This window comes from Aquaticitalea lipolytica (assembly GCF_014641635.1).
GTDB lineage: Bacteria > Bacteroidota > Bacteroidia > Flavobacteriales > Flavobacteriaceae > Aquaticitalea > Aquaticitalea lipolytica.
Map to the genome: position 1 here is coordinate 22,001 of NZ_BMIC01000005.1, position 25,413 is coordinate 47,413.

Annotated in this window: 14 protein-coding genes; all 14 read right to left on the reverse strand. The window is 33.1% G+C overall.

Annotation, left to right across the window (positions count from 1 at the left end; all coding sequences use genetic code 11):
• Positions 1-41: 41 nt before the first annotated feature.
• Positions 42-7,307, reverse strand: a complete 7,266-nt coding sequence (gene sov, locus IEW41_RS11335) for a T9SS outer membrane translocon Sov/SprA (protein ID WP_188606484.1) — start codon at positions 7,305-7,307, stop codon at positions 42-44.
• Positions 7,308-7,311: 4 nt separating this feature from the next.
• On the reverse strand, positions 7,312-7,893 hold the full coding sequence (ruvA, locus tag IEW41_RS11340; RefSeq protein WP_188606485.1) for a Holliday junction branch migration protein RuvA: 582 nt from the start codon (positions 7,891-7,893) through the stop codon (positions 7,312-7,314).
• A 45-nt stretch (positions 7,894-7,938) separates the two neighbouring features.
• The gene (locus IEW41_RS11345) at positions 7,939-10,254 is read right to left on the reverse strand and encodes an NADP-dependent malic enzyme (RefSeq protein ID WP_188606486.1); all 2,316 of its coding nucleotides are present in this window, start codon (positions 10,252-10,254) and stop codon (positions 7,939-7,941) included.
• An 83-nt stretch (positions 10,255-10,337) separates the two neighbouring features.
• Positions 10,338-11,264, reverse strand: a complete 927-nt coding sequence (gene queG / locus IEW41_RS11350) for a tRNA epoxyqueuosine(34) reductase QueG (RefSeq protein WP_188606487.1) — start codon at positions 11,262-11,264, stop codon at positions 10,338-10,340.
• 2 nt (positions 11,265-11,266) lie between these two features.
• Entirely contained in the window at positions 11,267-12,601 is a 1,335-nt protein-coding gene (locus tag IEW41_RS11355; protein WP_188606488.1) for a cytochrome P450, read from the reverse strand.
• Complete coding sequence (gene ruvB / locus IEW41_RS11360) at positions 12,601-13,623, reverse strand: Holliday junction branch migration DNA helicase RuvB (protein ID WP_188606489.1); 1,023 nt, start codon at positions 13,621-13,623, stop codon at positions 12,601-12,603. Before ruvB ends, IEW41_RS11355 begins: the two co-directional genes overlap by 1 nt.
• A gap of 69 nt (positions 13,624-13,692) precedes the next feature.
• The gene (locus IEW41_RS11365; protein WP_188606490.1) at positions 13,693-15,486 is read right to left on the reverse strand and encodes a cytochrome c oxidase subunit I; all 1,794 of its coding nucleotides are present in this window, start codon (positions 15,484-15,486) and stop codon (positions 13,693-13,695) included.
• 37 nt (positions 15,487-15,523) lie between these two features.
• Positions 15,524-16,594, reverse strand: a complete 1,071-nt coding sequence (locus tag IEW41_RS11370; protein ID WP_188606491.1) for a cytochrome c oxidase subunit II — start codon at positions 16,592-16,594, stop codon at positions 15,524-15,526.
• Positions 16,595-16,622: 28 nt separating this feature from the next.
• Complete coding sequence (locus IEW41_RS11375) at positions 16,623-17,993, reverse strand: quinol:cytochrome C oxidoreductase (protein ID WP_188606492.1); 1,371 nt, start codon at positions 17,991-17,993, stop codon at positions 16,623-16,625.
• A gap of 2 nt (positions 17,994-17,995) precedes the next feature.
• Positions 17,996-18,577: a c-type cytochrome gene (locus IEW41_RS11380; RefSeq protein ID WP_188606493.1), complete on the reverse strand. Its 582-nt coding sequence runs from the start codon at positions 18,575-18,577 to the stop codon at positions 17,996-17,998.
• 5 nt (positions 18,578-18,582) lie between these two features.
• Positions 18,583-19,116, reverse strand: a complete 534-nt coding sequence (locus tag IEW41_RS11385) for a DUF3341 domain-containing protein (RefSeq protein WP_188606494.1) — start codon at positions 19,114-19,116, stop codon at positions 18,583-18,585.
• Positions 19,117-19,120: 4 nt separating this feature from the next.
• Positions 19,121-20,851: a helix-hairpin-helix domain-containing protein gene (locus tag IEW41_RS11390; protein ID WP_188606495.1), complete on the reverse strand. Its 1,731-nt coding sequence runs from the start codon at positions 20,849-20,851 to the stop codon at positions 19,121-19,123.
• 30 nt (positions 20,852-20,881) lie between these two features.
• Positions 20,882-23,995, reverse strand: coding sequence for a TAT-variant-translocated molybdopterin oxidoreductase (locus tag IEW41_RS11395; RefSeq protein WP_188606496.1), 3,114 nt, complete (start codon positions 23,993-23,995; stop codon positions 20,882-20,884).
• Between the two features lie 29 nt (positions 23,996-24,024).
• Positions 24,025-25,323: a c-type cytochrome gene (locus tag IEW41_RS11400; protein WP_188606601.1), complete on the reverse strand. Its 1,299-nt coding sequence runs from the start codon at positions 25,321-25,323 to the stop codon at positions 24,025-24,027.
• Positions 25,324-25,413 lie beyond the last annotated feature (90 nt).

A 25,413-nucleotide genomic window follows, 5' to 3' on the forward strand; every position in this document is an offset into this window, starting at 1 on the left:
TATGGTAACAAATGTACTTTTTAAAACGATTTAATTCAAAATTAATTTCCAAAATTATATCGTAAGGTAATTCCAGATCTAATAGTTGTTTGTGGAAAGGCTGTTGAAATAGCATATTCTGAGAACGAATAATCAAAATAGAATATTCCTGTTAGATTTTTACTAAAAGCATAATCTGCAGAGTATTTTATTCCCCAAATGGTTTGACCAGAAGTCACCTGATTGTTTTCTAAATCTAAATATCTAATAATCGTTTTGTTATCTCTTAATGATATATCTGCCTTCATGTTCAAATCACTTTTTATGATTTGACCTGGCCCAGCCATTTTAGAACGTATTCTTACATCTTTAAATCTATATCCAAGACCTATAATATATTCTTTTCCTTGTATTTCCGTTAATAAGTTATTATCGAAACTTAAAGATAAGACTCTATCTTTTCTTATTTCAGTAACTATTTTAACTGAATTCTTCATTTCGAAATCCAATCTAATTAATGGGCTAAATTGTTCTTCTAAATTTATATTACTATAAAGGTTTTGGCTTTTATAATTACCTGATTGGTCTAAAACATTTGGATTTTGACTTGCATAATCTAAAGTAGGATCTGCAGGATTAAAATCTAAATTAGTTCGGAATTGGTTAATTGTATAACCTGCTCTATAACCATGAGTTACAGAGAAACGCTTAAAGTTCTTTTTAAACCAAGCAAACTGCATAAAGCCTGTGTATTTCAACGTCCAGTTAGGAATAGGCACATCTCTAAATGCACTTAATTTAACTTTGTCTGGGTTTGCTCCTTGGTAAGCAGATAAAAAAGAAGGCAATAATACTGCTTGGCTGTTTTTTCCAAAACCTAAAGGATAGCCTTCGGCATCAACCGCATAGTTACTGTTTCCATAAAACTCTCTTGCTAATCGGTTTGCTACTACCAAACGGTTTGCTCTAAAATCTTCAAACGCTGCAGAACGGACTTCATCACTTTTGCTAAATGCTGTTTTTATTAATGATGTTGAAATATTAAAGTTACCAAAAGTATTTTGGATTAAACTATTATAAGTATCACTTAAGCCATCATTATTTGTATCAGTAGCATTAAAGTTTTCGGTAAAATTTGATGCATAAGTTCTACTACCTGTAAAATCAATTTTTAAATCTTTAACTAACTCAACATTTGCAGAAAAATCTAGTGTTTTACTACTTACTTCTGTGTATTGCTCATTAAAATTAGGATATACTGTTAACCAACCGTTTCTAGCAACTAAATCTCTTATATCACTTTGATCACCAAAAGTATAGCCAAATGTTGGTTTAAGTGTACCTATAAACCCTGGCGTTCTTAAGTAACCTGGTAAATAATTACCATTATTCTCTCTATAGTTAATTTGAACTCTCTTAACCATAGTTAGTATATCTATTGCAGTATTAAATACTTTTGTGCCTGCACTATTTGATGATGAATTAGCAGCTACATTACCTTTCTGCTTTGGTTCTACTTGTTTTTCATTATTAGAAGGAAGTCCTTTTGGGGCACTACTTCTTGCGTTGTTTCTTTTAGGTTGTTTTTTTGTTAATCCAACATATTTATACAAAGTCTCCATATTAAAACTTGAATTAATATTATGAGTCCCTGAACTTTGTATTGAATTCCCTAAATTGTAAGTGTTTGTAACATTGGTATCTGGATCTGTAATTGGTAAATTATTATTAAGGTCGGATCCTTTTTGCCAACTAAAATCGCCTGTATATGAATATGTCGCTCTAATAAAATTAAATGTTGGTATTTTATATAAAGGGATTTCATAATTTAATTGTAATTGCTGACTTTGAATATTTGGATCACCAAAATCGAAGAAACCATCCCAAACATTCAGTGTTGGGTCTTGCCTGCCATTGATTACATCATCTACAAAATAATTACGAACAATATTGCTATTAGATGCAGTAAAGTTTAAGCTTAATGCTTTTGTTAGATTATAATTTATTGCATATTGAAAATCAAATCTATAATTTCTTCTGAATAATTCTTCTAAGCCAATATTCCCTCCTGTTAAATCTACTTCTCTAAATTTTTGTTTATTAAACTGACGTAAAATGTCAGTGTTTACAGAAAAACTAGTTGGTATAGGATTAAAATTAAAGTCTTTAAGTATTTTCCAATATTTGTTTCTGAAAATAGAATCGTTTTCTTTAAATGGCTCAATTACCATTGGATTGAAACTGTAGTTATAATTAACTCCTGTTCTAATTTTTTGGTCTAATGAATTTTCAATTTCAAAATCTCTATGCTCAATTTTATTATATGAATAGTTAAAAGTTAAATTTTCAACATCATAAAAACGAGGTTTAGCATCTCCTGTTCTTTGCTTTCTAACTCCAATAAAATTAATACTTTGTCGTTTAGTGTAATCTTCAGATTGTGTTTTAATGGTTTCACTTTCCTGATCTGAAGTAGCGGCATCTAAACGAGATTGTAATTTAATATCTCTATAAAATTGATCGTATTCAGGCGTAATAAGTTCTTCACTTTGACCATAATTGAAAGGGATTTGTACTCCCCATTTTTTTGGTAAAAGTTGTCCTAAATTTATATTAGTCACAACATCGTACTGTTTTACATCTTCTCGACTTCTCTCGTTTGGTCTTTGCTCAATTCCACCAAATCCTATTGTGCTTCTTCGACCTGTTGCACTTATATCGGCAAAGTCTGCAATATTAGTATCCATGCTTAAAACTGCTGCCCAACCTCCTTGATTATCTAAATCGGCCAATCTAAGTTCATTAAACCAGATTTCTCCACAAGCATCCATACCTCCTTGTCCAGGGTTTTTAACCCCAACCATTAAAACTCTTATATCTCCAAAATTTGGATTTCCTTTAATTGCCACACGTTGAACACCCATTGTATGTGGATCAAATTCGCCAACTTCAGTCAATCCTGAATCGGTAACATCATAAAATGTAGGATCAATGTTTGCTAAAGTTCCATTAGAAATACCTAATGATTTTATTTGTTCTAAAACTTCTAGTTTTAAGTTAATCTCATTAGCTTCTGGCCAAACATCAGTTGGTGACAATGTTCCTGTAGACACTTGCAATGGCACTTCAATTTGATAAAAATTTTGAGTAAAATCATTACCCATTCTAATAAAACCAACCAACTCACCATCAGACAAATTAATTCCTTCTTGAGGCTCAGCGTGAATAAACATTCTTAGCTTGTTATACTGACGCATGTCTATGTTTATATTTTTAAAGACTCCTCTAGAGTCTTCAGGCTCAAGGTCACATACTTCGACTACTAATGATTGTTCGTTTTGTCTTATGATATTATTGTTATTGTTCAGTTGCTCTAAAACAACTCCAGGAGGTAACACATAATTTCCTTCGTTTTGTTGTAACCCAATAATCCCAACATTTAATTCAGTATTATCGTTGTCATTATTTGGTTCGTCATCTAAAGTTAATCTGTAACGTCTCCAATCGCTTCTTACTAAATCTAGGGTTGCAAACCTTAATACTGTTGATTGAGAAAACTCTTTTAAATATAATCTGGCAAATCTAACTGAACGAATATCGGTAATCCCTCCTATTGCTCTAGTTGGGCTAGCAATTGGAATTCTAAATTGGTACCATTTGACCTCACGTGTTTGGCCATTAGGCAGAGTTACGTTTTTAACTTTTATATCGTTTATTTGAGTGTTATTTGGATCAGAAAGTGTAGCAGGCGTAATATTAATTTCATACTCAAAATAACTATCTATAGTATTCATTGTATTATCTCTATTAATATCTTCTACATCAGGTTGAGGAGTAGAACCTCTATTGGTATCTGTAAATGTATCTGGAGAGTTACCCTCTAATCCATTATACAGTTTATAACGCTCAAAAATATCACCATCTGCTTGTAAAAAATACTTGTAATTGTCTTTAGATGGATCTTCTAATCCTGCAAAAGGAGTATATCTTGGATCTCCAGGTACAGCTTCTTCTGAATCATCATAACCATCATAACCAACATCTTGATTTCTTCGTTGTTGACCTGTAGTTGAAAACGCATAAATTAAAGATTGATTTCTTGGTACAATACTTCCATAAACAGTTGGAGCTAAAAAACTAATATCTCCATCTTCAGGCAACCCGTTCTCGAATTGTTTTTTTCCGTCTTTTAAAATATCTTCTGAAATATTACCAAGATTAACTGTAAGTTTTCCTCCTGGGTTTGTAGTATTATCTAAAAATGGGTCTTGTACCCAAAACTCTATATACTCAACATTAGCTTGCTCAAAATCTGTAGACGTTATTTGTCTGGTAATACCAGCCCAACTATTGTTAGGTGCAGTTAAAGTACCTGTTGCTATATCAATGTTATTTGTTTGAAAATTATAAGGACCTCTTTCGGTTGGATAATATGCTAAATCTAATGTTGGAATTACAGTGCTTTGTCCTTGCACTACATCTATTTGAGGAAAAACTTCATCAATAAAAACTCTCCTTGTATATAAATTAGAAACATCATCATCACTTATACCACTAGGTCTTTGATTACTATAAAAAATAGGATCTACTGTGTACCAGTTAAGCATAGCTCTGTTAAATCCGTTTTCAATACCATTATCATCTTCATTTGCTGTTATACCAAGCTGTTTTGGTCTACTAGATAAAAACCAAGATTGAGGTGATAATAAATCTATAGAGCCTTGTGTGCCTTCAAAATCATCAACATAAGCAGTTGCTTCTCCTTCAAAATCTGTGCCCTTTGGTGCTCCTGGCGCCAAGTATGCAAACTCTCCTCTTACAGATAAGTTTGATGGCACATCAGTATCAATATTTGGTAATTTATTAGCTAATCGAGTTAAAAAAGGAACTTCGGTTGAATAATTTCCGTTAAGTCCAAATATGGTATTGTTTATAGATTCTGTATTGTAATTTGCTTTCTGGGTAATTGGTCGCTCATTCAAATTTAAAAACGTTGCTCCTAATACAAATTTTTCATTAAACTGATGCTCTACATTAATCCCTGTAAAACGACGTGTTTGTTGTCCAAATACTGCATTGTTTTCTACTGAAACATTTATTGGAGTATTAGATGCTTTTAGGGCTTCATCTAAAATTTGTACACGTCCTAATTGATAATTTACTGTATAATCAATACCTTCAACTAATACTCTTCCTCCTGCTGTTACTTTAACAGAGCCTCTTGGCACATTAAAAGCTCCAATAGGAATACCATCTCCTCCTGATGATTTATAACGCCCTTTTAATTGAAATTTATTTTTTTCACTTTCATCTAAAGCTGCTGTTTTAGTGGCTTTATAAAGAATGTCATATACATATTTTTCTTGATTAGGATTGGTATAAACATCTTGCTCGTAGTCTGCTGCATTGTTATTTGGGTTACCATCATCATCTAAAATATCAAATAAATATCGTCCAAAAGGTTCAACTTTTGTAAAGATTATTTTTCCATTTTGAATTAAAACTGTTTGTCCAGGAACAAAATCGAAAAAACCGTCACCACCTGTTTGAGGATCATTATTAAAGTTTAACCTATCTAAATGAAATAATCTTATTAAAGGTGTATCAACTATTTCGGAATCATCTGTCGGGTCTATTGGTGTGTTACTGTTAAATGTTGGAAATGTAGTTCCATCAACAGGTTTTATATAGTTTAGAGGAGAGGCTTCAGTATAAAATATATTTAATTTAAAATCGTCTTGACTTAATTGATAAGCTCCAGTGTCATAAATATTTTTCATCATCAAATCCCAAATAGGCTGATCTACACTAGTTATGGCACTTTTAAGCATTTTCAACACTAAGCTATTGTTATTTATTATAGTATTCCCAGTGTTAGTATCTGTAGAAGTATCTGTAGCATTCACACCATCATTAGCAAATTCACCAACTTGATAAACTGTACCACCAACTGTATACTGAAAGGCAACTGCTAAAACTTCGTCGTTTAACAATCGTTGATTTAATGATATATATCCCAATTGTGAATGTAGAGTATAATCTGAACCTTGATTAAGTTTTCTAGCATTTTCAAGTTTACCAAAATCAAATCCTTCGTTGGCAGGAATTAAAATACCTTGCTCAACTGTAGTTATATCTCTAACTGCTGCAGTTAATTGAGAACCTGGTCCACCAATGTTTGTTGGGTCAAATGCGTTGTTTGGATTGTTTGGTAAGGCTCCTGGTTGCAAAATGTTTACAGTGGAACCAACTATTGAAGACTCTCCTAAATCTTGAAAAGCTGTAATATTTCTAACATTATTTGTTTGATTAGTTCTATTAGTTACCCAAACTTCAATACGTGTTATTTGAACATTAGTTTCTAAAAAAGGATAACGCAACATTGCTGCATCATATTTATTTCTAAAATATTGTGCTAAGAAGAAGTGTCTATTTTCGTCATAGTCTCTTGCAAAAAAAGAAAATTCTTCTAATGTCCCTCCTCCTTGTGCAACCACAGATCGTGATTGTGACTTTTGTTCAGAAAATACAGCTGTCACTCTTGTTTTACCAAATTGCAGCTCTGTTTTCACACCAAATAAACTTTGTGCTCCAGTAATTAACGAACTATTAAGTGGCATACTAACATTACCAACTTCTATCTTCCTGATAATATCATCTTCAGTTGGTGTGTATTCTAATTTAATTAGATTCTGAAAATCGAATGTTGATTGTGTATCATAGTTAGCTGTAACCTGAAGTCTTGTTCCAACTTTACCTAATAAACTTAAACTTATACGTTGATTAAAATCAAATGTGAAATTGCTTCTGTTACGCGGAGAAAATGTTGGGTTGTCTTGTTTTGTGAACAAAACCCCTAAATCCATTTCAACAGAACCTTGTGGTATCACTTCAATAGTATTACCTCCAAAAACAGATTCAAAAAATCCTGAATTAACATAAAACTCTGGAAGAAGATTTTTTTGTTCTTCTTCAGTTCCGTCCTTTTTTCCTGAAGCAGCATCAACTTTTTGTTTGTAATACAAACGCATATTTTCTTGCAAAACCAACTTTTGATATTCGGCAGGTGTAAGTATAATTGGATAATTAATATTAAACTTCCCAACTGTTTCAGTGTAAATATATCTGTCTGTTATTGGGTCGTATGTGTATTTTGAAACAATACTATTAGGATTTGGCATATTTATATTACCAAATGCAAAACTTGTAATAGTAGTATCTTGAGGTGTTGTTGGATCTTGAGAAAAAACTAAACTACTAAAAAGTGTAGTACTTATTAGCAGTATATATTGAATTGATTTTGAAAAAGTATAGTTAGTTGTACTCAAATCGTTATAAGTTTTTTAATGCTTCTTTTATAATGGTTTCAACATTGGCATCTGGTTGATTAGACACTATCTTATCTACAACACGTTCTGATTGTTTTCTTACAAATCCAAGAACTTCTAAAGCAGATAACGCTTCATCTTTGCTTGTATTGTTTTTAACCGTAGAAAGTTCGTCAATATCATACACTTTTAAAACTTTATCTTTAAGGTCTAAAATTACACGAGCTGCAGTTTTTGCACCAATCCCTTTAATAGATTGAATTAAAGCCACATCACCATGTGCAATTCCTTCTCTTACCTGTTTGGGTGTTAAAGACGACAACATAGTTCTTGCTGTGCTTGCTCCTACACCACTTACAGAAATTAATAACTTGAAAATCTCTCGTTCGGCAATAGACGAAAAACCATACAAAGTATGAGAATCTTCTTTTACAATTAAATATGAGTAAAGCTTTAAATTCTCATTATCTGGAATTTGAGAATATGTATGTAATGATATATTGAGTAAATAGCCTACACCATTACAGTCGATGACAACATCTGTCGGATTTTTTTCTACAAGTTTTCCTTGAATGTGTGTAATCATGTAATAGCTTTAGTTAAAAACTCAAATGTAATAAAATTATTTACATTATGAAGCTGATACGTTTTCTAATGATGCTTTAAGTTCTAGCTCTTTTCTTTCCTTTTGTTGTGCATCAATAACAGCGATTGCTGTCATGTTAACTATTTCGTCAACACTTGCATCTAATTGAAGAATATGTACTGGTTTTCGCATTCCCATCATAATAGGTCCAATCGATTCAGATTTATTGAGTTCTTTAAGAAGCTTGTAGGTTATATTAGCTGAGTCTAAGCTAGGAAAAATTAATGTATTTACTTTTTTGCCAACAAGTTTAGAAAATGGAAACATCTCTTCAAGCATTTCACTGTTTAAAGCAAAATCAGTTTGCAGTTCGCCATCAACAATTAAATCTGGATTAGATTCATGTAACAGTTTTACAGCATCTCTAACCTTGGTTGTTCTAGGGCTTGGTGAAGAACCAAAATTACTAAATGAAATCATTGCCATAACTGGCTCCAAACCAAACATTCTTACTGTTCTGGCAGTCATTTGAGCTATTTTCGCTAAATCTTCAGCAGTAGGATCAATATTAATGGATGTGTCACTCAAAAACATTGGTCCACGTTGCGTCATCATTAAATTAGTTGTTGCAATTCTTGTTGCATTTTTTGCCAATCCAATAAGCTCTAACATTGGTTTTACAACCGAAGGGTAGCTTCTTGAAAAACCAGAAATAAGCGCATCAGCATCTCCTTCGTTTACCATCATTGCAGCGAAATAATTGCGCTCTCGCATTATTTTTTGAGCCGAATAAAGTGTTACTCCTTTACGTTTACGTTGCTCCCAATATACTTTTGCGTACTTATTTTTACGTGCTTCCTCTTCATCAGATTTTGGATCAATAATTTGAACATTAGCTTCAAATTCAATTTCCTCCATTAATTGAAGAATTGTTTCTCGTCTTCCTAATAAAATAGGAATAGCAATGCCTTCATCATGTGCAATTTGAGCTGCTTTTAACACATCTAAATGATCTGCTTCTGCATAAACAACTCGCTTAGGGTTCATTTTTGCTCTGTTAGTTAACAGTCTAACAATCTTATTATCAGACCCTAATCGTTCTAAAAGAGTTTCTTTGTATTTTTCCCAATCTTCAATTGGTTCTTTTGCCACGCCACTTTCCATAGCAGCTTTTGCAACAGCTGGTGGTACTTCGGCAATTAAACGAGGATCAAAAGGTTTAGGTATAATATAGTCTTTACCATACGTTAAACGTGTTTCTCCATAGGCAATGTTTACTTGTTCTGGAACTGGTTCTTTAGCAAGATTTGCCAAAGCCTTAACAGCAGCCATTTTCATTTCTTCGTTAATCTTTGTTGCTCTAACATCTAAAGCTCCTCTGAAAATAAATGGAAATCCTAGCACATTATTAACTTGATTAGGATGATCACTACGACCTGTAGCCATTATAATATCTTTTCTTGTATCGATTGCTAATTGATATTCAATTTCTGGATCTGGATTAGCCATTGCAAATACAATAGGGTTTTTAGCCATCGACTTTAACATCTCTGGAGTCACTATATTAGCTGTTGACAACCCAATAAAAACGTCGGCATTATTCATTGCTTCTTCTAGTGTGTCTATTTTACGATGCGTTGCAAATTCTGTCTTCTCAGGTGTAAGCCCTTCTCTATCATCTCTAATAACACCTTTACTATCAGTCATTACAATATTATCGCGTTTAGCACCAAAAGCTTGGTACAAACGCGTACAAGAGATTGCTGCAGCGCCTGCTCCACTAATAACAATTTTAACGTCTTCTATTTTTTTATTTGAAATTTCTAAAGCATTTAATAATGCTGCAGCCGAAATAATAGCAGTACCATGTTGATCGTCATGCATTACAGGAATATCTAATTCTGCTTTTAAACGACGTTCAATTTCAAACGCTTCTGGTGCTTTAATATCTTCTAGATTTATACCACCAAAAGTTGGCGCAATCATTTTTACAGTTTGTACAAATTCTTCAACATTTTCTGTGTTAACTTCAATATCAAACACATCAATATCAGCAAATATTTTAAATAACAATCCTTTTCCTTCCATGACAGGCTTAGAGGCTTCTGGACCAATATTACCAAGACCTAAAACTGCAGTACCATTAGATATTACTGCTACAAGGTTACCTTTAGCTGTATATTTATACACATTGTTTTTATCTTTCTCTATTTCTAAACAAGGCTCTGCTACTCCAGGAGAATATGCTAAAGATAAGTCTCTTTGTGTTGCATACTTTTTAGTAGGTACAACCTGAATTTTTCCTGGTGTTGGTTTTGCGTGATATACTAATGCTTCTCTTCGTTTACTCTGCTTACTCATATAATCTGGATTAAATCACTTCGAAATTCGTTTTATTGAATTCGTTTTACAATAACAAATGTAATAATACTAAGGATTAAAGTCTAATCTTTTAAGAATTGAATATTTCTTTTTAATCCAGAAAATTTTGTGCGTTTAACAGCTGAATCTTTAAATATTTTTTTAAAAACATCTTCTGTTATCTCTTCCCAATCTTTTTTGGTCATTGATAATAATTCAGGATTAGGATTAAATAGTGGCTCGTTATGTGATTTTGAAAATCGATTCCAAGGACATACATCTTGGCAAACATCACAACCAAACATCCAATCATCAAATTGTCCTTTAAATTCTGTTGGAATATTTTCTTTTAACTCTATTGTAAAATAAGAAATGCACTTACTACCATCAACAACATAAGGCTCTGTTATAGCTTGAGTTGGACAAGCATCGATACATGCTGTACAGGTACCACAATGGTCTGTTGTTGGTAAATCGTATTCTAAATCTAAATCAATAATTAACTCGGCAATAAAATAAAATGAACCCACTTGCTGTGTTAATAAATTACTGTGTTTCCCAATCCAACCTAATCCGCTTTTTGCTGCCCAAGCTTTATCTAAAACTGGAGCAGAATCTACAAAAGCTCTACCACTCACATCTCCTATTTCATCTTGAATAAAATTTAATAGTGATTTAAGCTTGTCTTTAATAACAAAGTGATAGTCTGTACCAAAAGCATATTTTGACAACTTATAACTTTCTGAATTTTGGACTTCTGATGGATAATAATTCAACAATAAAGAAATGACACTTTTAGAATCTTCAACCAATTTTGTTGGGTCTAAACGTTTATCAAAATGATTTTCCATGTATTGCATTTCGCCATGCATGTTGTTTTTTAACCACTTTTCTAGTCTTGGTGCTTCAGCTTCTAAAAACTGTGCCTTACTAATACCACAAGACAAAAAGCCAAGACGTTTAGCTTCAGCTTTAATTAAACTTGTATTATGATTCTTAGAGTTAATCATTTTTATTTTGAAGTAAATTTCATTTCTACATCTAGAGGTTTTAATGTAATTAACGGATTTAATTTTACTTCTGCTTTATTGGTTTCTATATTAAATTTATTAATAATTGTATTTACTACGAGCATCATTTCATACATAGCAAAATTATTACCAATACATAATCTTGGGCCAGCTCCAAATGGCATATAATATGCTGCTGTTTTTTTCTTGTTTTTATCAGAAAAACGCTCTGGTTGAAATTTATCTGCATCTTCCCAATAATTAATGTTCCTATGCATTTCATAAATAGAAATTCCTATTAGAGTTCCTTTTTTAATATGATAATTCCCTAAAACATCATCTTCGAGAGCAACACGATCTGTTATCCAAGCCGAAGGATATAACCGCATGCTTTCTTCAACGCACATTTTTATAAAATTGAGCTTTGGTAATGTTTCAAAAGCTAAAGTATTGTTATCTAAATTGACACTCTCACTTTTAGCTTTATTCAATTCTTCTTTATTGTTTGCAAGTAAAAATAACGTAAAGGTTAAGGCATTTGCAGTTGTTTCGTGACCTGCTACAAAGAGTATTAAAATCTCATCAATAAGCTGAGTGTTTGTCATTGATGTTCCATCTTCATATTTTGCTTTTAAAAGCATATCTAATAAATCGTCATGCTCTTCTGTAGAGGCTCTTCGAGTTTCTATAATGTTATTAATAATAGCTCTACTTTCTTTAACTAACTTCATATTATGCTTTATATCGCCTTTGAGTATAAACCATAATCTTTTATGAGGTTGCCTAATATCTTTTACAATAAATTTTTGAAGTGTTTCAATAATTACTTGCAGTCTTTTAAGTGTATGTTTTTCTGCGGAATAATTAAATAGTGATTTTGCTACCACCTGAAAAGCTAGCTCATTCATTAAAGGATATAGCTGCACAAAATCATCAGATTTTAAGTTTTTAATCTGCTCATTTACTGTTTGATTAATTATTGCAACAAGATTATTAATCTTTTCTTTATGAAATGCTGGTTGAATAAGTCTTCTTTGTTGCAGCCAATAATCTCCTGTTGAAGTTAATAAACCATAACCAATATACTTTGATAAAAATTTAGTCTGTAACTTCGATTTTTCGTAAACCTTATGGTGCTTTTGTAAAATATGCTTTGCTAGCTCTGCATCTTTAGTAAGTATGATTTGTTTACTAAAAAATGGTTTAATAGAAAAAGACCCTTCATTACTTTCATTAAAATATCTTTTATGAAAAGGGATTGGGTTTTTGGTGATTTCAGAAGAATTAAATAAAAATTTAAAGAATGATACTTTATATGGATACTTGTAGTTTGGCATTAAAACAAACCTCCCTGTATATTATTTTTAATTTTTCCTAAATGTTTATATGCTAATTCTGTTACTTCGCGCCCACGAGGTGTTCTCATAATAAATCCTTGTTGGATTAAAAAAGGTTCGTAAACTTCTTCAATAGTTTCAGCGCTTTCACTCACAGCTGTAGCTAAAGTAGTAATGCCAACTGGTCCGCCTTTAAACTTATCAATTATAGTAGTAAGAATTTTATTGTCCATCTCATCCAATCCGTGAGCATCAACATTTAAAGCTTCTAAAGCAAATTTAGCAATCTTAATATCAATACTTCCATTCCCTTTAATTTGAGCAAAATCTCTAACTCTACGTAATAATGCATTTGCAATACGTGGTGTTCCTCTACTACGACCAGCAATTTCTACAGCAGCTTCCATAGAAATAGGTACATTTAAAATAGAGGCGCTACGTTGAGTTATAGTTGTTAATAGCTCTGTATTATAATATTGTAATCTACTTTGAATACCAAAACGAGCACGCATTGGAGAGGTTAATAATCCTGAACGTGTTGTTGCTCCAATAAGTGTAAATGGATTAAGATTAATTTGAACTGTTCTTGCATTTGGTCCAGACTCAATCATTATATCAATTTTGTAATCTTCCATTGCAGAGTATAAATACTCTTCAACAATTGGGCTTAATCGATGTATTTCATCAATAAACAAAACATCTCGTTCTTCAAGATTTGTAAGTAATCCAGCAAGGTCACCTGGTTTATCTAAAACTGGCCCTGAAGTAACTTTAATACCAACATTCAATTCGCTAGCAAGAATATGAGCCAAAGTGGTTTTTCCAAGTCCTGGAGGCCCATGAAAAAGTGTATGGTCTAATGCTTCATTACGACCATTTGCAGCTTGGACAAAAATTTGAAGGTTTTCTAATACCTGATCCTGACCTGTAAAATCATCAAATGATAATGGTCTTAATTTTTTTTCAACATCAAGTTCTTCAGAAGAAAAGTTTTCGTTAGATGGGTTTAGATTCTCGTTCATACAACACAAATATAAACAAAAAGCCTTTCTTAATTAGAAAGGCTGATGTTGTATTATAAATATATTTTTCTAGTGCTGAAGTTCTTCTTCACCTTCTCTTAAAGGCACATTTTGTGGCACAAAATCTTCTTCATATCCTGGTTTACTATAATCGTAAGACCAACGGTATACGTGAGGAATTTCACCTTCCCAGTTACCATGAATATGTTTCACTGGTGCAGTCCACTCTAATGTTGTAGATTTCCAAGGGTTTTGTACTGTTTTCTTACCAAAGAACATACTGCTAAAGAAATTGTATAGGTATACTAATTGGAAAACTCCACCAACCAACGCAAAGATTGTAATGATAACGTTCACATTTGCTAGGTCATCAAATAATGGGAAGTTAGAGTTTGTATAATAACGTCTTGGTAAACCAGCCATTCCTATAAAATGCATTGGAAAGAATACACCATAAGCACAAACCGCAGTTACCCAGAAATGTAAGTAACCTAAATTTTTATTAAGCATACGACCAAACATTTTTGGATACCAATGGTATATACCTGCAAACATTCCGTAAAGAGCAGAAATACCCATTACTAAGTGGAAGTGAGCAATAACGAAATATGTATCGTGTACATTTATATCTAAGGCACTATCTCCAAGAATAATACCTGTTAATCCTCCTGTAATGAATGTTGAAACAAACCCGATGGAGAATAACATAGCAGGATTCAATTGTAAATTACCTTTCCAAATGGTTGTAATCCAGTTAAAGGCTTTTACAGCTGAAGGTATTGCAATTAATAATGTTGTAAATGTAAATACAGAACCAAGGAATGGATTCATACCAGAGATAAACATATGGTGTCCCCAAACGATAGTTGATAAGAAAGCAATAGCCAAAATAGAAGCAATCATCGCACGATATCCAAAGATAGGTTTACGTGAGTTCGATGCCATAATTTCAGAAACTAATCCCATAGCAGGAAGGATAACGATATATACTTCAGGATGTCCTAAGAACCAAAATAAGTGTTCGAATAATACTGGAGAACCTCCTTGATAATGTAATACTTCACCTTGAATAAATATATCAGATAAGAAGAATGATGTTCCAAAACTTCTATCCATTATTAATAATAATGCTGCTGAAAGTAATACAGGGAATGAAATAACACCAATTACTGCTGTAATGAAAAATGCCCAAATTGTTAAAGGCAATCTTGTCATTGACATTCCTTTTGTACGTAAATTAATTACAGTAACAATATAGTTTAATGATCCTAATAAAGATGATGCAATAAAGATAGCCATAGATACCAACCACAATGTCATACCCATTCCTGAACCTCCTTGAGCCATTGGTAATGCACTTAATGGTGGATAGATTGTCCATCCTGCAGCAGCTGGTCCAGCTTCAACAAATAACGAGATTACCATGATTACACTTGATAAGAAGAATAACCAATAAGACACCATGTTTAAGAACCCAGAAGCCATATCTCGTGCTCCAATTTGCAACGGAATTAATAAGTTACTAAACGTACCACTTAATCCTGCTGTCAATACAAAGAATACCATAATTGTACCATGTATTGTAACTAATGCTAAATATATATCTGCATCCATAACTCCATCTGGAGCCCATTTACCTAATAAAGCTTCAAAGATAACATTAGGTTCTTCTGGCCATGCAATTTGCATACGAAACATAAGAGACATTATAACTCCTATAACACCCATTATTGTACCTGTAATTAAGTACTGTTTAGCAATCATTTTATGATCTTGACTAAAGATGTACTTTGTTACAAATGTTTCTTTGTGATGATGTCCGTGATCGTCGTCGTGTGCGTGAGTATCTGCGTGTGTTGACATAATCTATATATACTTTTTTAAAACGATTTTTATTAGTTTAGTTTAAAGAATTTTTAAATTCTTTTTGTTCTTTCATCCAAGCGTCAAACTCTTCTTGAGTTTCAACGATGATCTTCATTTGCATATTGTAGTGAGACTTACCACAAATTTTATTACATAATAATAAGTAATCAAATGTGTAAGTGTCTAAAGCACTTTCTCCTTTAGCAACTAAAGCTTCACTCTTTTCGACTCTTATTTTATTAATACGTTGAACTTTCTCAACCATTTCTGGTGTAGCTCTCATTTGCTCAGTAGTTACTGTAGGTGTAAAACCAAATTCAGTTACCATACCAGGAACACAGTTCATTTGTGCTCTAAAGTGAGGCATATAAGCAGAGTGTAATACATCTTGAGAGCGCATTTTAAAATGCACAGGTCTACCAACAACTAAATGAAGCTCTGTAGTTATAACATCATCTTGAGCATTTGGATCGGCTTCATCTAGCCCTAAAATGTTAGCTCTGTCTAAATCTATTAATCTAACATTAGCCATACCTAAAACATTATCTTGACCAGAATAACGAGCCTTCCAGTTAAATTGTTGAGCGTATAACTCTATAACCATTGGGTCATCATCTTCATTAATATTCATAATGCTAGTCCAAGTAAACAATCCATAAATAATTAAACCTGCCAATACAATTACAGGAATAATTGTCCATATTGCTTCTAAAGTATTGTTGTCTGCATAAAACAATGCTTTTTTTCCTTTTTCTCCTCTATATTTAAAAGCAAAGTAGTGAAGTAAAAATTGAGTGATTGTTTGCACAATAAATATGATAACCATAGATATGATCATCAAATTATCTATTTCTGGACCATGTGCTGATGCTGAGTTTGACATTAAAGGTAAATCTCCCCATTTTACAAAACACACAATGGTAATGACATAAATAAAAATTAAGAAACCTATCATTAAATAAGCATTAATTTTATTGTCATAATCAGTTGCAACTCCAGTATTTGATTCGTCAGTATTAACTTGAGCTAAATCAAATATTTTCACCATTTGCCAAATTGCAACAGCTACAAAAAGTACTATTATAATTGTTAAAAAAGCAGTCATTGTCGTATCTCTTCTTTATTTAATGTTATTAATAATGGAAATGTTCACTTTCTTTAATAAAAGGATTCCCTTTAGGTAGTAATGGTGCTTTTGTTAAAGCTGTAAATACTACAAGTATAAATAATCCTGCAAATAGCATTATTGAACTAATTTCCGGAATTCCAATAAACCATCTGTCTCCAACTGTTGCAGGCATTATCATATTAAATATATCTATATAATGTCCACATAAAATAACTATACCAGCCATAATTACAAACCAAGGAATACGTTTGTAATCACTATTCATTAACAATAATAATGGGAATACAAAGTTCATAACTACCATGCCTAAAAATGGTAATTGGTAATCTTGGAATCTAGTAACAAAGTATGTTACCTCTTCTGGAATGTTTGAATACCAAATTAACATAAACTGTGAAAACCATAAGTAAGTCCAGAAAATACTAATACCAAACATGAATTTTGCTAAATCGTGTAAATGGCTATCATTTACATGAGGTAAAAGTCCTTTAGATTTTAAATAGATTGTTACTAGTGCAATAACAGTAATACCACTTACAAACATACTTGCAAACACATACCATCCAAATAATGTAGAAAACCAGTGTGGGTCTACACTCATAATCCAATCCCAAGACATCATAGACTCTGTATAAATATAGAATACTAAGAATGCCGCTGAAATACGGAATAATTTTTTGAAATTTCTATTATCATTAACATCAGCATTATCTTGTGCGATAGAAAATTTACGTGCAAAATATCTGTAAGTACACCATCCTGCTATAAATATTAATCCACGAATGATAAAGCCAGTCATATTTAAGAATCCTGATTTACCTTGAATTAATTTATCGTGAGCAACTACTTCAGGATCCATCCAAACAAATAAATTGTAATGACCTCCTAACCAAGAAGTACCAGATGCCACAGCAATTCCTAAAACAATTAGAGCTCCAGGAAGCAAATATGCAGTAATTCCTTCCATAACTCTAAATAGTACTGGAGACCATCCTGCTTGAGCAGCAAATTGAATTGCATAAAACGCTAATACACCAAGAGCAATCATCATAAAAAAGAATGCTGCAACATATAATGCAGACCAAGGTCTATTAGCTATTTGATGTTGTACATGCTTTGCATGTTCGTCTCCATGGTGTTCTGAAACTTCTGCTCCTTTGTTTTCTGAATGTGTATCGTTATCATGTCCAGCAACAACTTCATGCGCAGTTACTTCACCATGACCTCCTCCATGAGCAGATGATTCTTCTGCCAACATTGTTTTTACATCATCTAAAGATTTATGAGATGTCATAAAACCATATCCAACACCTATTAATCCTAAAATGATTAAGGCAATTGAAAATGTCTTTAATTTATTTGAAAATGTATACATATCTATATTGAATCTTTAACAGTCTTATTTCCTCCTAATTCTGATTTTAATTTTAGCACATAGTCAACTACTTGCCAACGCTCTTCTTCATTAAGCTGATTAGCGTAAGAACCCATTGCATTTTTACCATAGTAAATTGTATGATAAATACTTCCAACAGTTAACATTCTTCCTGCATCATCGTAACTTGGTACACCTAATATTTTTTCTCTTTTAACCAAGTTCCCTTGTCCATCACCTTTATTTCCATGGCAAATCCCACAGTATATGTCATATAAAATTTTACCTCTTTCTGTATCAACTTGTGTAGAATCTAATGGACTAGTAAGTGTAGATTTAGCCAATTCATAACCCTCATTAGTGCTATCAAAATCAAAAGGTTTAAATCCTCTTGGTATAGAACCTTCTGCAGGTAATTGTGCCTCATACCCATTTTTGAAAGCATTTGATTCGCTATAAGTTTCATAACCTACAGGTTCGTACATATTTGGCATAAATTGGTAGTTTGGTCTAGTATCTTTTTTACAAGATACAACCGATACTAATACTACAATCAATACTGTTATTTTAAATAAGCTTTTCATCTGTATTAATGCGCTTTATCAATTATGTTAATTTCTACTGCTCCAGTTTCCTTTAATAAATCAGCTAATTCTTTTTCGTTATTATGAATTGCAATTTCCATTAAAAAATGGTCATCAGTAGTTCTAGTATCTGGGTTTTCAGCCTCTTTAAACGGCCACATTCTACTACGTAAATAAAATGTAATTACCATTAAGTGAGCTGCAAAAAACACTGTAAGCTCAAACATAATTGGTACGAATGCAGGCATATTTTCTATATAGCTAAAACTTGGTTTACCACCAATGTTTTGAGGCCAATCTTCAATCATAATGAAATTCATCATTACAATTGCAACTGTTAATCCAACACAACCATACATAAATGCAGCAATAGCAATTCTGGTTGGAGCTAATCCCATAGCCTTATCTAGTCCATGAACTGGAAAAGGTGTATATATCTCTTCAATATGATGTTTTTCAGCTTTAACTTTCTTAACAGCTGACATTAATACATCATCATCAGTATAAATAGCGTGAATTACTTTCGAAGATTCTTCCATACTATTATTTGTTTATTAAATTTTTAGCTTGTCCTGACCAATCATCACGCTCAGCTCTTCCTGGGAAAGTGCCTGTGATTTCGTCTAACAAATCATATTCTTTTTTCGTCATTTTGCTCACTTGTAAGAAAGTATAAATACCTATGCTATTTAATACTTCTTCCATCTTAGGACCAATACCATTTATTAGTTTAAGGTCGTCAGCTTTTTGAGTGTTAGCATCAAACTTTCCGATACTTTCAAACAAACTATTAACCTTATCTGAGTTATCAACTTTAGGCTTTTCATTTGCTTTAATAGCTACTTTTTTTCCCGAAGTTCTTTCATCAGCTCCTGTTCCAACTAAACTATCTCCTCTCTCTCTGATGTTTTTATAACGCTCACCTGATGATTTTAAAATTGTTTTTACCTCTGCTTGTGCAATTACCGGGAATGTACGTGCATATAGTAAGAACAATACAAAGAAGAATCCAATAGTTCCAATAAAGATTCCAATATCAACAAATGTTGGTTGGAACATTGTCCATGAAGATGGTAAGTAATCTCTATGTAATGATGTTACGATAATTACAAAACGCTCAAACCACATTCCAACGTTTACCACAATAGAGATAAAGAATGAGAACATAATACTAGTTCTTAATTTCTTGAACCACATAAATTGAGGTGAGAACACGTTACAAGACATCATCATCCAATATGCCCAAGCATAAGGACCAGTTGCTCTGTTTAAGAATGCATACTGCTCGTATTCTACTCCAGAATACCATGCAATAAACAACTCTGTGATATAAGCTACACCTACGATAGAACCAGTAATCATAATTACAATGTTCATTAATTCGATGTGCTGTACTGTTATATAATCTTCTAGGCTACACACTTTTCTCATGATAATAAGAAGTGTATTTACCATTGCGAATCCTGAGAAAATTGCTCCTGCAACGAAATAAGGTGGGAAAATTGTAGTATGCCAACCTGGTATTACAGATGTTGCGAAGTCAAAAGATACAATTGTATGTACCGAAAGTACAAGTGGTGTTGCTAAACCTGCAAGCACTAAAGATACTTCTTCAAAACGTTGCCAATCTTTTGCTCTACCTGACCATCCGAAACTTAGTAAAGAGTATATTTTCTTTTGGAAAGGTCTTACTGCCCTATCTCTAATCATTGCAAAATCTGGCAATAAACCTGTCCACCAAAATACAAGTGAAACTGATAAATAAGTAGAAATCGCAAATACATCCCAAAGTAATGGTGAGTTAAAGTTTACCCAAAGTGATCCAAATTGATTTGGAATTGGTAATACCCAATACCCTAACCATGGACGACCCATGTGAATAATAGGGAATAATCCTGCTTGAACTACCGAGAAAATTGTCATTGCTTCAGCAGACCGGTTAATTGCCATTCTCCATTTTTGACGGAATAGTAAAAGTACTGCAGAAATCAGAGTTCCTGCGTGACCAATACCAACCCACCAAACGAAGTTAGTAATATCCCAAGCCCAACCAACAGTTTTGTTTAGACCCCAAACACCAATTCCTGTTGAAATGGTATAAATTATACATCCAATTCCCCAAAGAAAAGCTACTAATGAAATAGAAAAAACTATCCACCAAGCTTTATTGGCTTTACCTTCAACAGGTCGTGCAACATCCACAGATACATCGTGGTATGATTTTTCACCTGTAACTAAAGGTCTTCTAATAGGTGCTTCGTAATGAGACGCCATAATCCTTTTATAATTATTACTTAATTAATATTATGCTTCAGTTGTATTTCTCACTTTAGTTTGATACATCACGTTTGGTTTTGTTCCAACGCTTTCTAACAAGTGATACATACGGTTATCTTCTTTAAGTTTTGCAACTTTACTTTCTTTATCATTGATGTCACCAAAAGTCATTGCTCCATTACTACATGCAGAAGAACAAGCTGTTTGGAATTCTCCATCTTTAATTTCGCGTCCATCACGTTTAGCATCAAGAATAGTTTTTTGTGTTTTTTGAATACACATAGAACATTTTTCCATAACACCACGAGAACGAACAACAACATCTGGGTTTAATACCATACGTCCTAAATCATCGTTCATATGATAATCAAACTCGTCATTTTCGCTGTATAAGAACCAGTTGAAACGACGAACTTTATAAGGACAGTTGTTTGCACAATAACGTGTACCTACACAACGGTTATAAGCCATGTGGTTTTGGCCTTGACGACCATGAGACGTTGCAGCAACTGGACAAACAGTTTCGCAAGGTGCATGATTACAATGCTGACACATTACTGGCTGGAATGCTACTTGTGGATTATCCGCAGGTGTTTCCATTTCATTAAATCCACCAAGTGAACCATTATCTCCAAATAAACCAGAGAAGTTTTCTTTTTTAGTATCATCTCCTTCAAACGTATCTTCAGAAGAATAATATCTATCAATACGCAACCAGTGCATATCTCGACTACGACGTATTTCTGATTTACCAACTACAGGAACGTTATTTTCAGCATGACATGCAATAACACATGCTCCACATCCAGTACAAGCGTTCAAATCGATAGATAAATTAAAATGATGACCAATTGAACGGTCAAATTCGTCCCATAAATCTACATCAGGAGAAGTAACAGGAGTTTCAACGTGATTTAAAGACACCACCGGAATTGCATTCCAATAATCTTTATCTTTTGTGTTGAAAATTTCTAGTGTTGTTTCTTTAATGATATCTCCACGACCCATTAAAGTGTTTTGTAATTGTACACAAGCAAACTCATGTTCTCCTGAAGCTGCTGTTACACTTACATTTTGAGCTGTATTGAAGTTTTGGTATAACGCATAAGCATTAACACCAGTTTTCATTTCGTCTTTTAATCCAGCTGTTCTTCCATAACCTAATGATAATCCTACAGACCCATTAGCTTGTCCTGGTTGAATAATTACTGGCACATTTTTTATAGTAACACCGTTAACAGTAACATCTGCATAGTTACCATTTAAACCTCCATTAGCAACATGCCAATTTTTAAGATTTAATTGCTTTGCATCTGCTGTAGATACAGTTAAATAGTTATCCCAAGATACTCTTGTTAATGGATCTGGAAACTCTTGTAACCATGGGTTATTGGCTTGCTGACCATCTCCCATTCCTACTTTAGTGTATAATGTTAGCTCTAATCCTTCTGCTTTAGATGATGATGCTAAGGCTCTTGCTGCATCTCCAGATGAAGCTACAGTTTCTAAAGTATTAGCTTCGGTTGTTTCAGGTGCGTTTTCTAATGCAGGCATAGCTCCAACAAATAATCCATCATGCAATGCTTGGTTGAAAGAACTTCCGCCTAGAATACCTGTATTCCAATTATCTTTAATAAAATCGTGATAAGACACATCATTACCAGTCCATTTTAATAAAGCATCTTGAAACTGACGTGTATCAAACAAAGGACGAATAGTTGGTTGTGTTAAACCGTAATGTCCTTTTTTAAGTTCAACATCTCCCCAAGACTCTAAATAATGAGGTGCAGCAGCTATATATTGAGTAACTGAAGCTGTTTCATCAGCTTTCATAGAGAAAGCAATAGATAATTCTGTTTTCTTTAACCCTTCAGCAAAATCATTTGCGTTTGGTAATGTATATAATGGATTAACTCCACTCATAATGATAGCACCAACTTTTCCAGCTTTCATATCAGCCACTAAAGTTGCAACATCTGCATCATTACCTTGTCTTGTTTTTATTGGAGCAGATTTATCAAATACTTTACTACTTAAATAAGCATTGATTTCTAACGCTACAGTTTGTGCGTTAACATCTTGAATTCCTGTTACAACAACACCATTACTTCCAGCTTCTTTTAATTGTGAAGCTGCCTTACGAACTGCATCATCAATTTGTTTTGGAAGGTCTCCAGAAACTGAACCACCAATAACATAACTATATAATTTAGCTAAAGCTAATTTTTGTTGGCTTGGTGTTGCAGGCACTCGCTTATCTGCATTTGCACCAGATAACGACATATTAGCTTCAATCTGAATATGCCTAGACATTTTACCTTCTTGAGGCACACGTCCTTGAGCATAACCTGAATCGAAACCACCACCTTGCCAATCTCCTAAAAAGTCAGCACCTACAGAAACTATAGTTGAAGCTTTTGAGAAATCGTAATTAGCTAAAGCGCGTTCTCCATATTTAGCTTGGTATGCATCTAATGCAGCAGATTCTGAAACAGCATCATAAACTACATGGCGTACATTACCATATTTTTCTTTGAAGTTTGATATCAATTTACTTGTTGAAGGACTTGCAAAAGTTTGTGTTAATAACACAATCTCCTTACCAGCATTCATTAAGTCGGTTAACTTTTGATTAGTTTCTAAATCAAAAGCACTCCAAGAAATTGATTTACCGTCTTTCTTTGGCCCTTGAACTCTTAAACTATCATATAACCCTAAAACTGAAGCATTAACTCTGGCATTAGCACCACCATTAGCAGTAGCCATTGTGTTGTTTTCAATTTTAATTGGACGCCCTTCACGAGTTTTTACTAAAACACTTGCAAAGTCAAAACCATCTGCAATTGTAGTTGCATAGTAATTTGCAACACCAGGAATAATTTCTTCAGGTTGCACTACATAAGGAATCGACTTAATCACTGGTCCTTCACAAGCCGCTAGTGAAGCTGCAGCTGTACTAAAACCAACATATTTTAAGAAATCACGACGTGTTGTAGAAGAAGCTTCTAATGTGCTTTTATCTCCTAAAAACTCATCAGTAGGAATTTCTTCAACAAATTCGTTTTGTTTAAGCGCCTCAACAATAGAGCTGTTTTCGTTTAGCTCCTCAACACTTTTCCAGTATTTCTTGTTTGATGACATATTATATAATTGAATTACTTCTTAATAAATTAATAATGACACTTACCACATTCTAAACCTCCCATTTGTGCAACAGTAAGTTTGTCTACTCCATACTTTTTAGATAACTGTTCGTGTATCTTTGTATAGTAGGCATTGTCTTCAACTTTTACATTTGTTTCTCTGTGACAGTTAATACACCATCCCATTGTCAATGAAGAGAATTGATACATTACTTCCATTTCTTCAACAGGACCATGACATGTTTGACACTCAATACCTCCAACAGTAACGTGTTGTGAGTGATTAAAATATGCAAAATCTGGAAGGTTATGTATTCTTACCCATTTAACCGGATTACTTTCTCCTGTATATTTTTGTTCTGTATCGCTCCATCCTGCTGCTGCATATAGCTTTTGAATTTCAGCGTTATAATCTACTCCTATTTTATTTCCTTCAGCTAATGTTTCTGGAGCAACTTCAGAAATAGTTTTATGACAGTTCATACACACATTTAATGATGGTATACCTGATGTTTTACTTACTCTTGCAGAAGAGTGACAGTATTTACAATCTATACCATTATCGCCAGCATGTATTTTGTGCGAATAATGAATTGGCTGTACTGGCATATACCCTTGATCAACTCCAATTTGAGACAAATAACCAAATATAAAGTAAGCACTTGCTAACAAGAATAAAATTGCAGTTACTATTACTAAAAATTGATTTTTAACAAATGCCTTCCAAAGTGGCAATCCTTTTTCTTTAGTTGCTATATCAACTCCTTTAGCTTCAGCAAAACGATTTAAAGTACGTCTCACTATAACTAAAGCCATTGCTAATAAACCAAACAATAAAGCTAAAGCACCTAATATAAGTTTGCTTGAAGAATTATCTGTAGTTGAATTTGGATTTACTCCTACATCAGTTCCTGTGCCTGGAGCTGGAGTTTCAACAACCTCAGCAGTATAAGCTAAAATATCACTAATGTCTTGGTCTTCTAATGTTGGAAAAGCAGTCATTGCTGTTCCGTTATGCTCATTAAAAATTTTGTTTGCATAAGCATCACCAGACTTAATAACAGCAGCACTATTACGTATCCATGCAGAAATCCACGCCCTGTCTAAACCTTGCTCATCTGCTAGCTTTTGCTCAATATTTCTAAGAGCAGGACCAGTCATTGGCTTATCTAGTTTATGACAAGCAGCACAGTTAGTGTTAAATAAAGCTTTTCCTTTTGCAGGATCACCATCTTGAGCTTGTAGTGACGTTGAAAGCGTAAGTAATATAACAAACCCTAAATATAGAATCTTTGAGGTTAATTTACGGTGTATCACCTGTTTCATATTGTTAGTTGAATTATCTTCTAAACTTTGGTATGATTTTTTCATTAATAAGAAAAAAATACAGTTAAAAATCTCACGCAAAAGTAATAC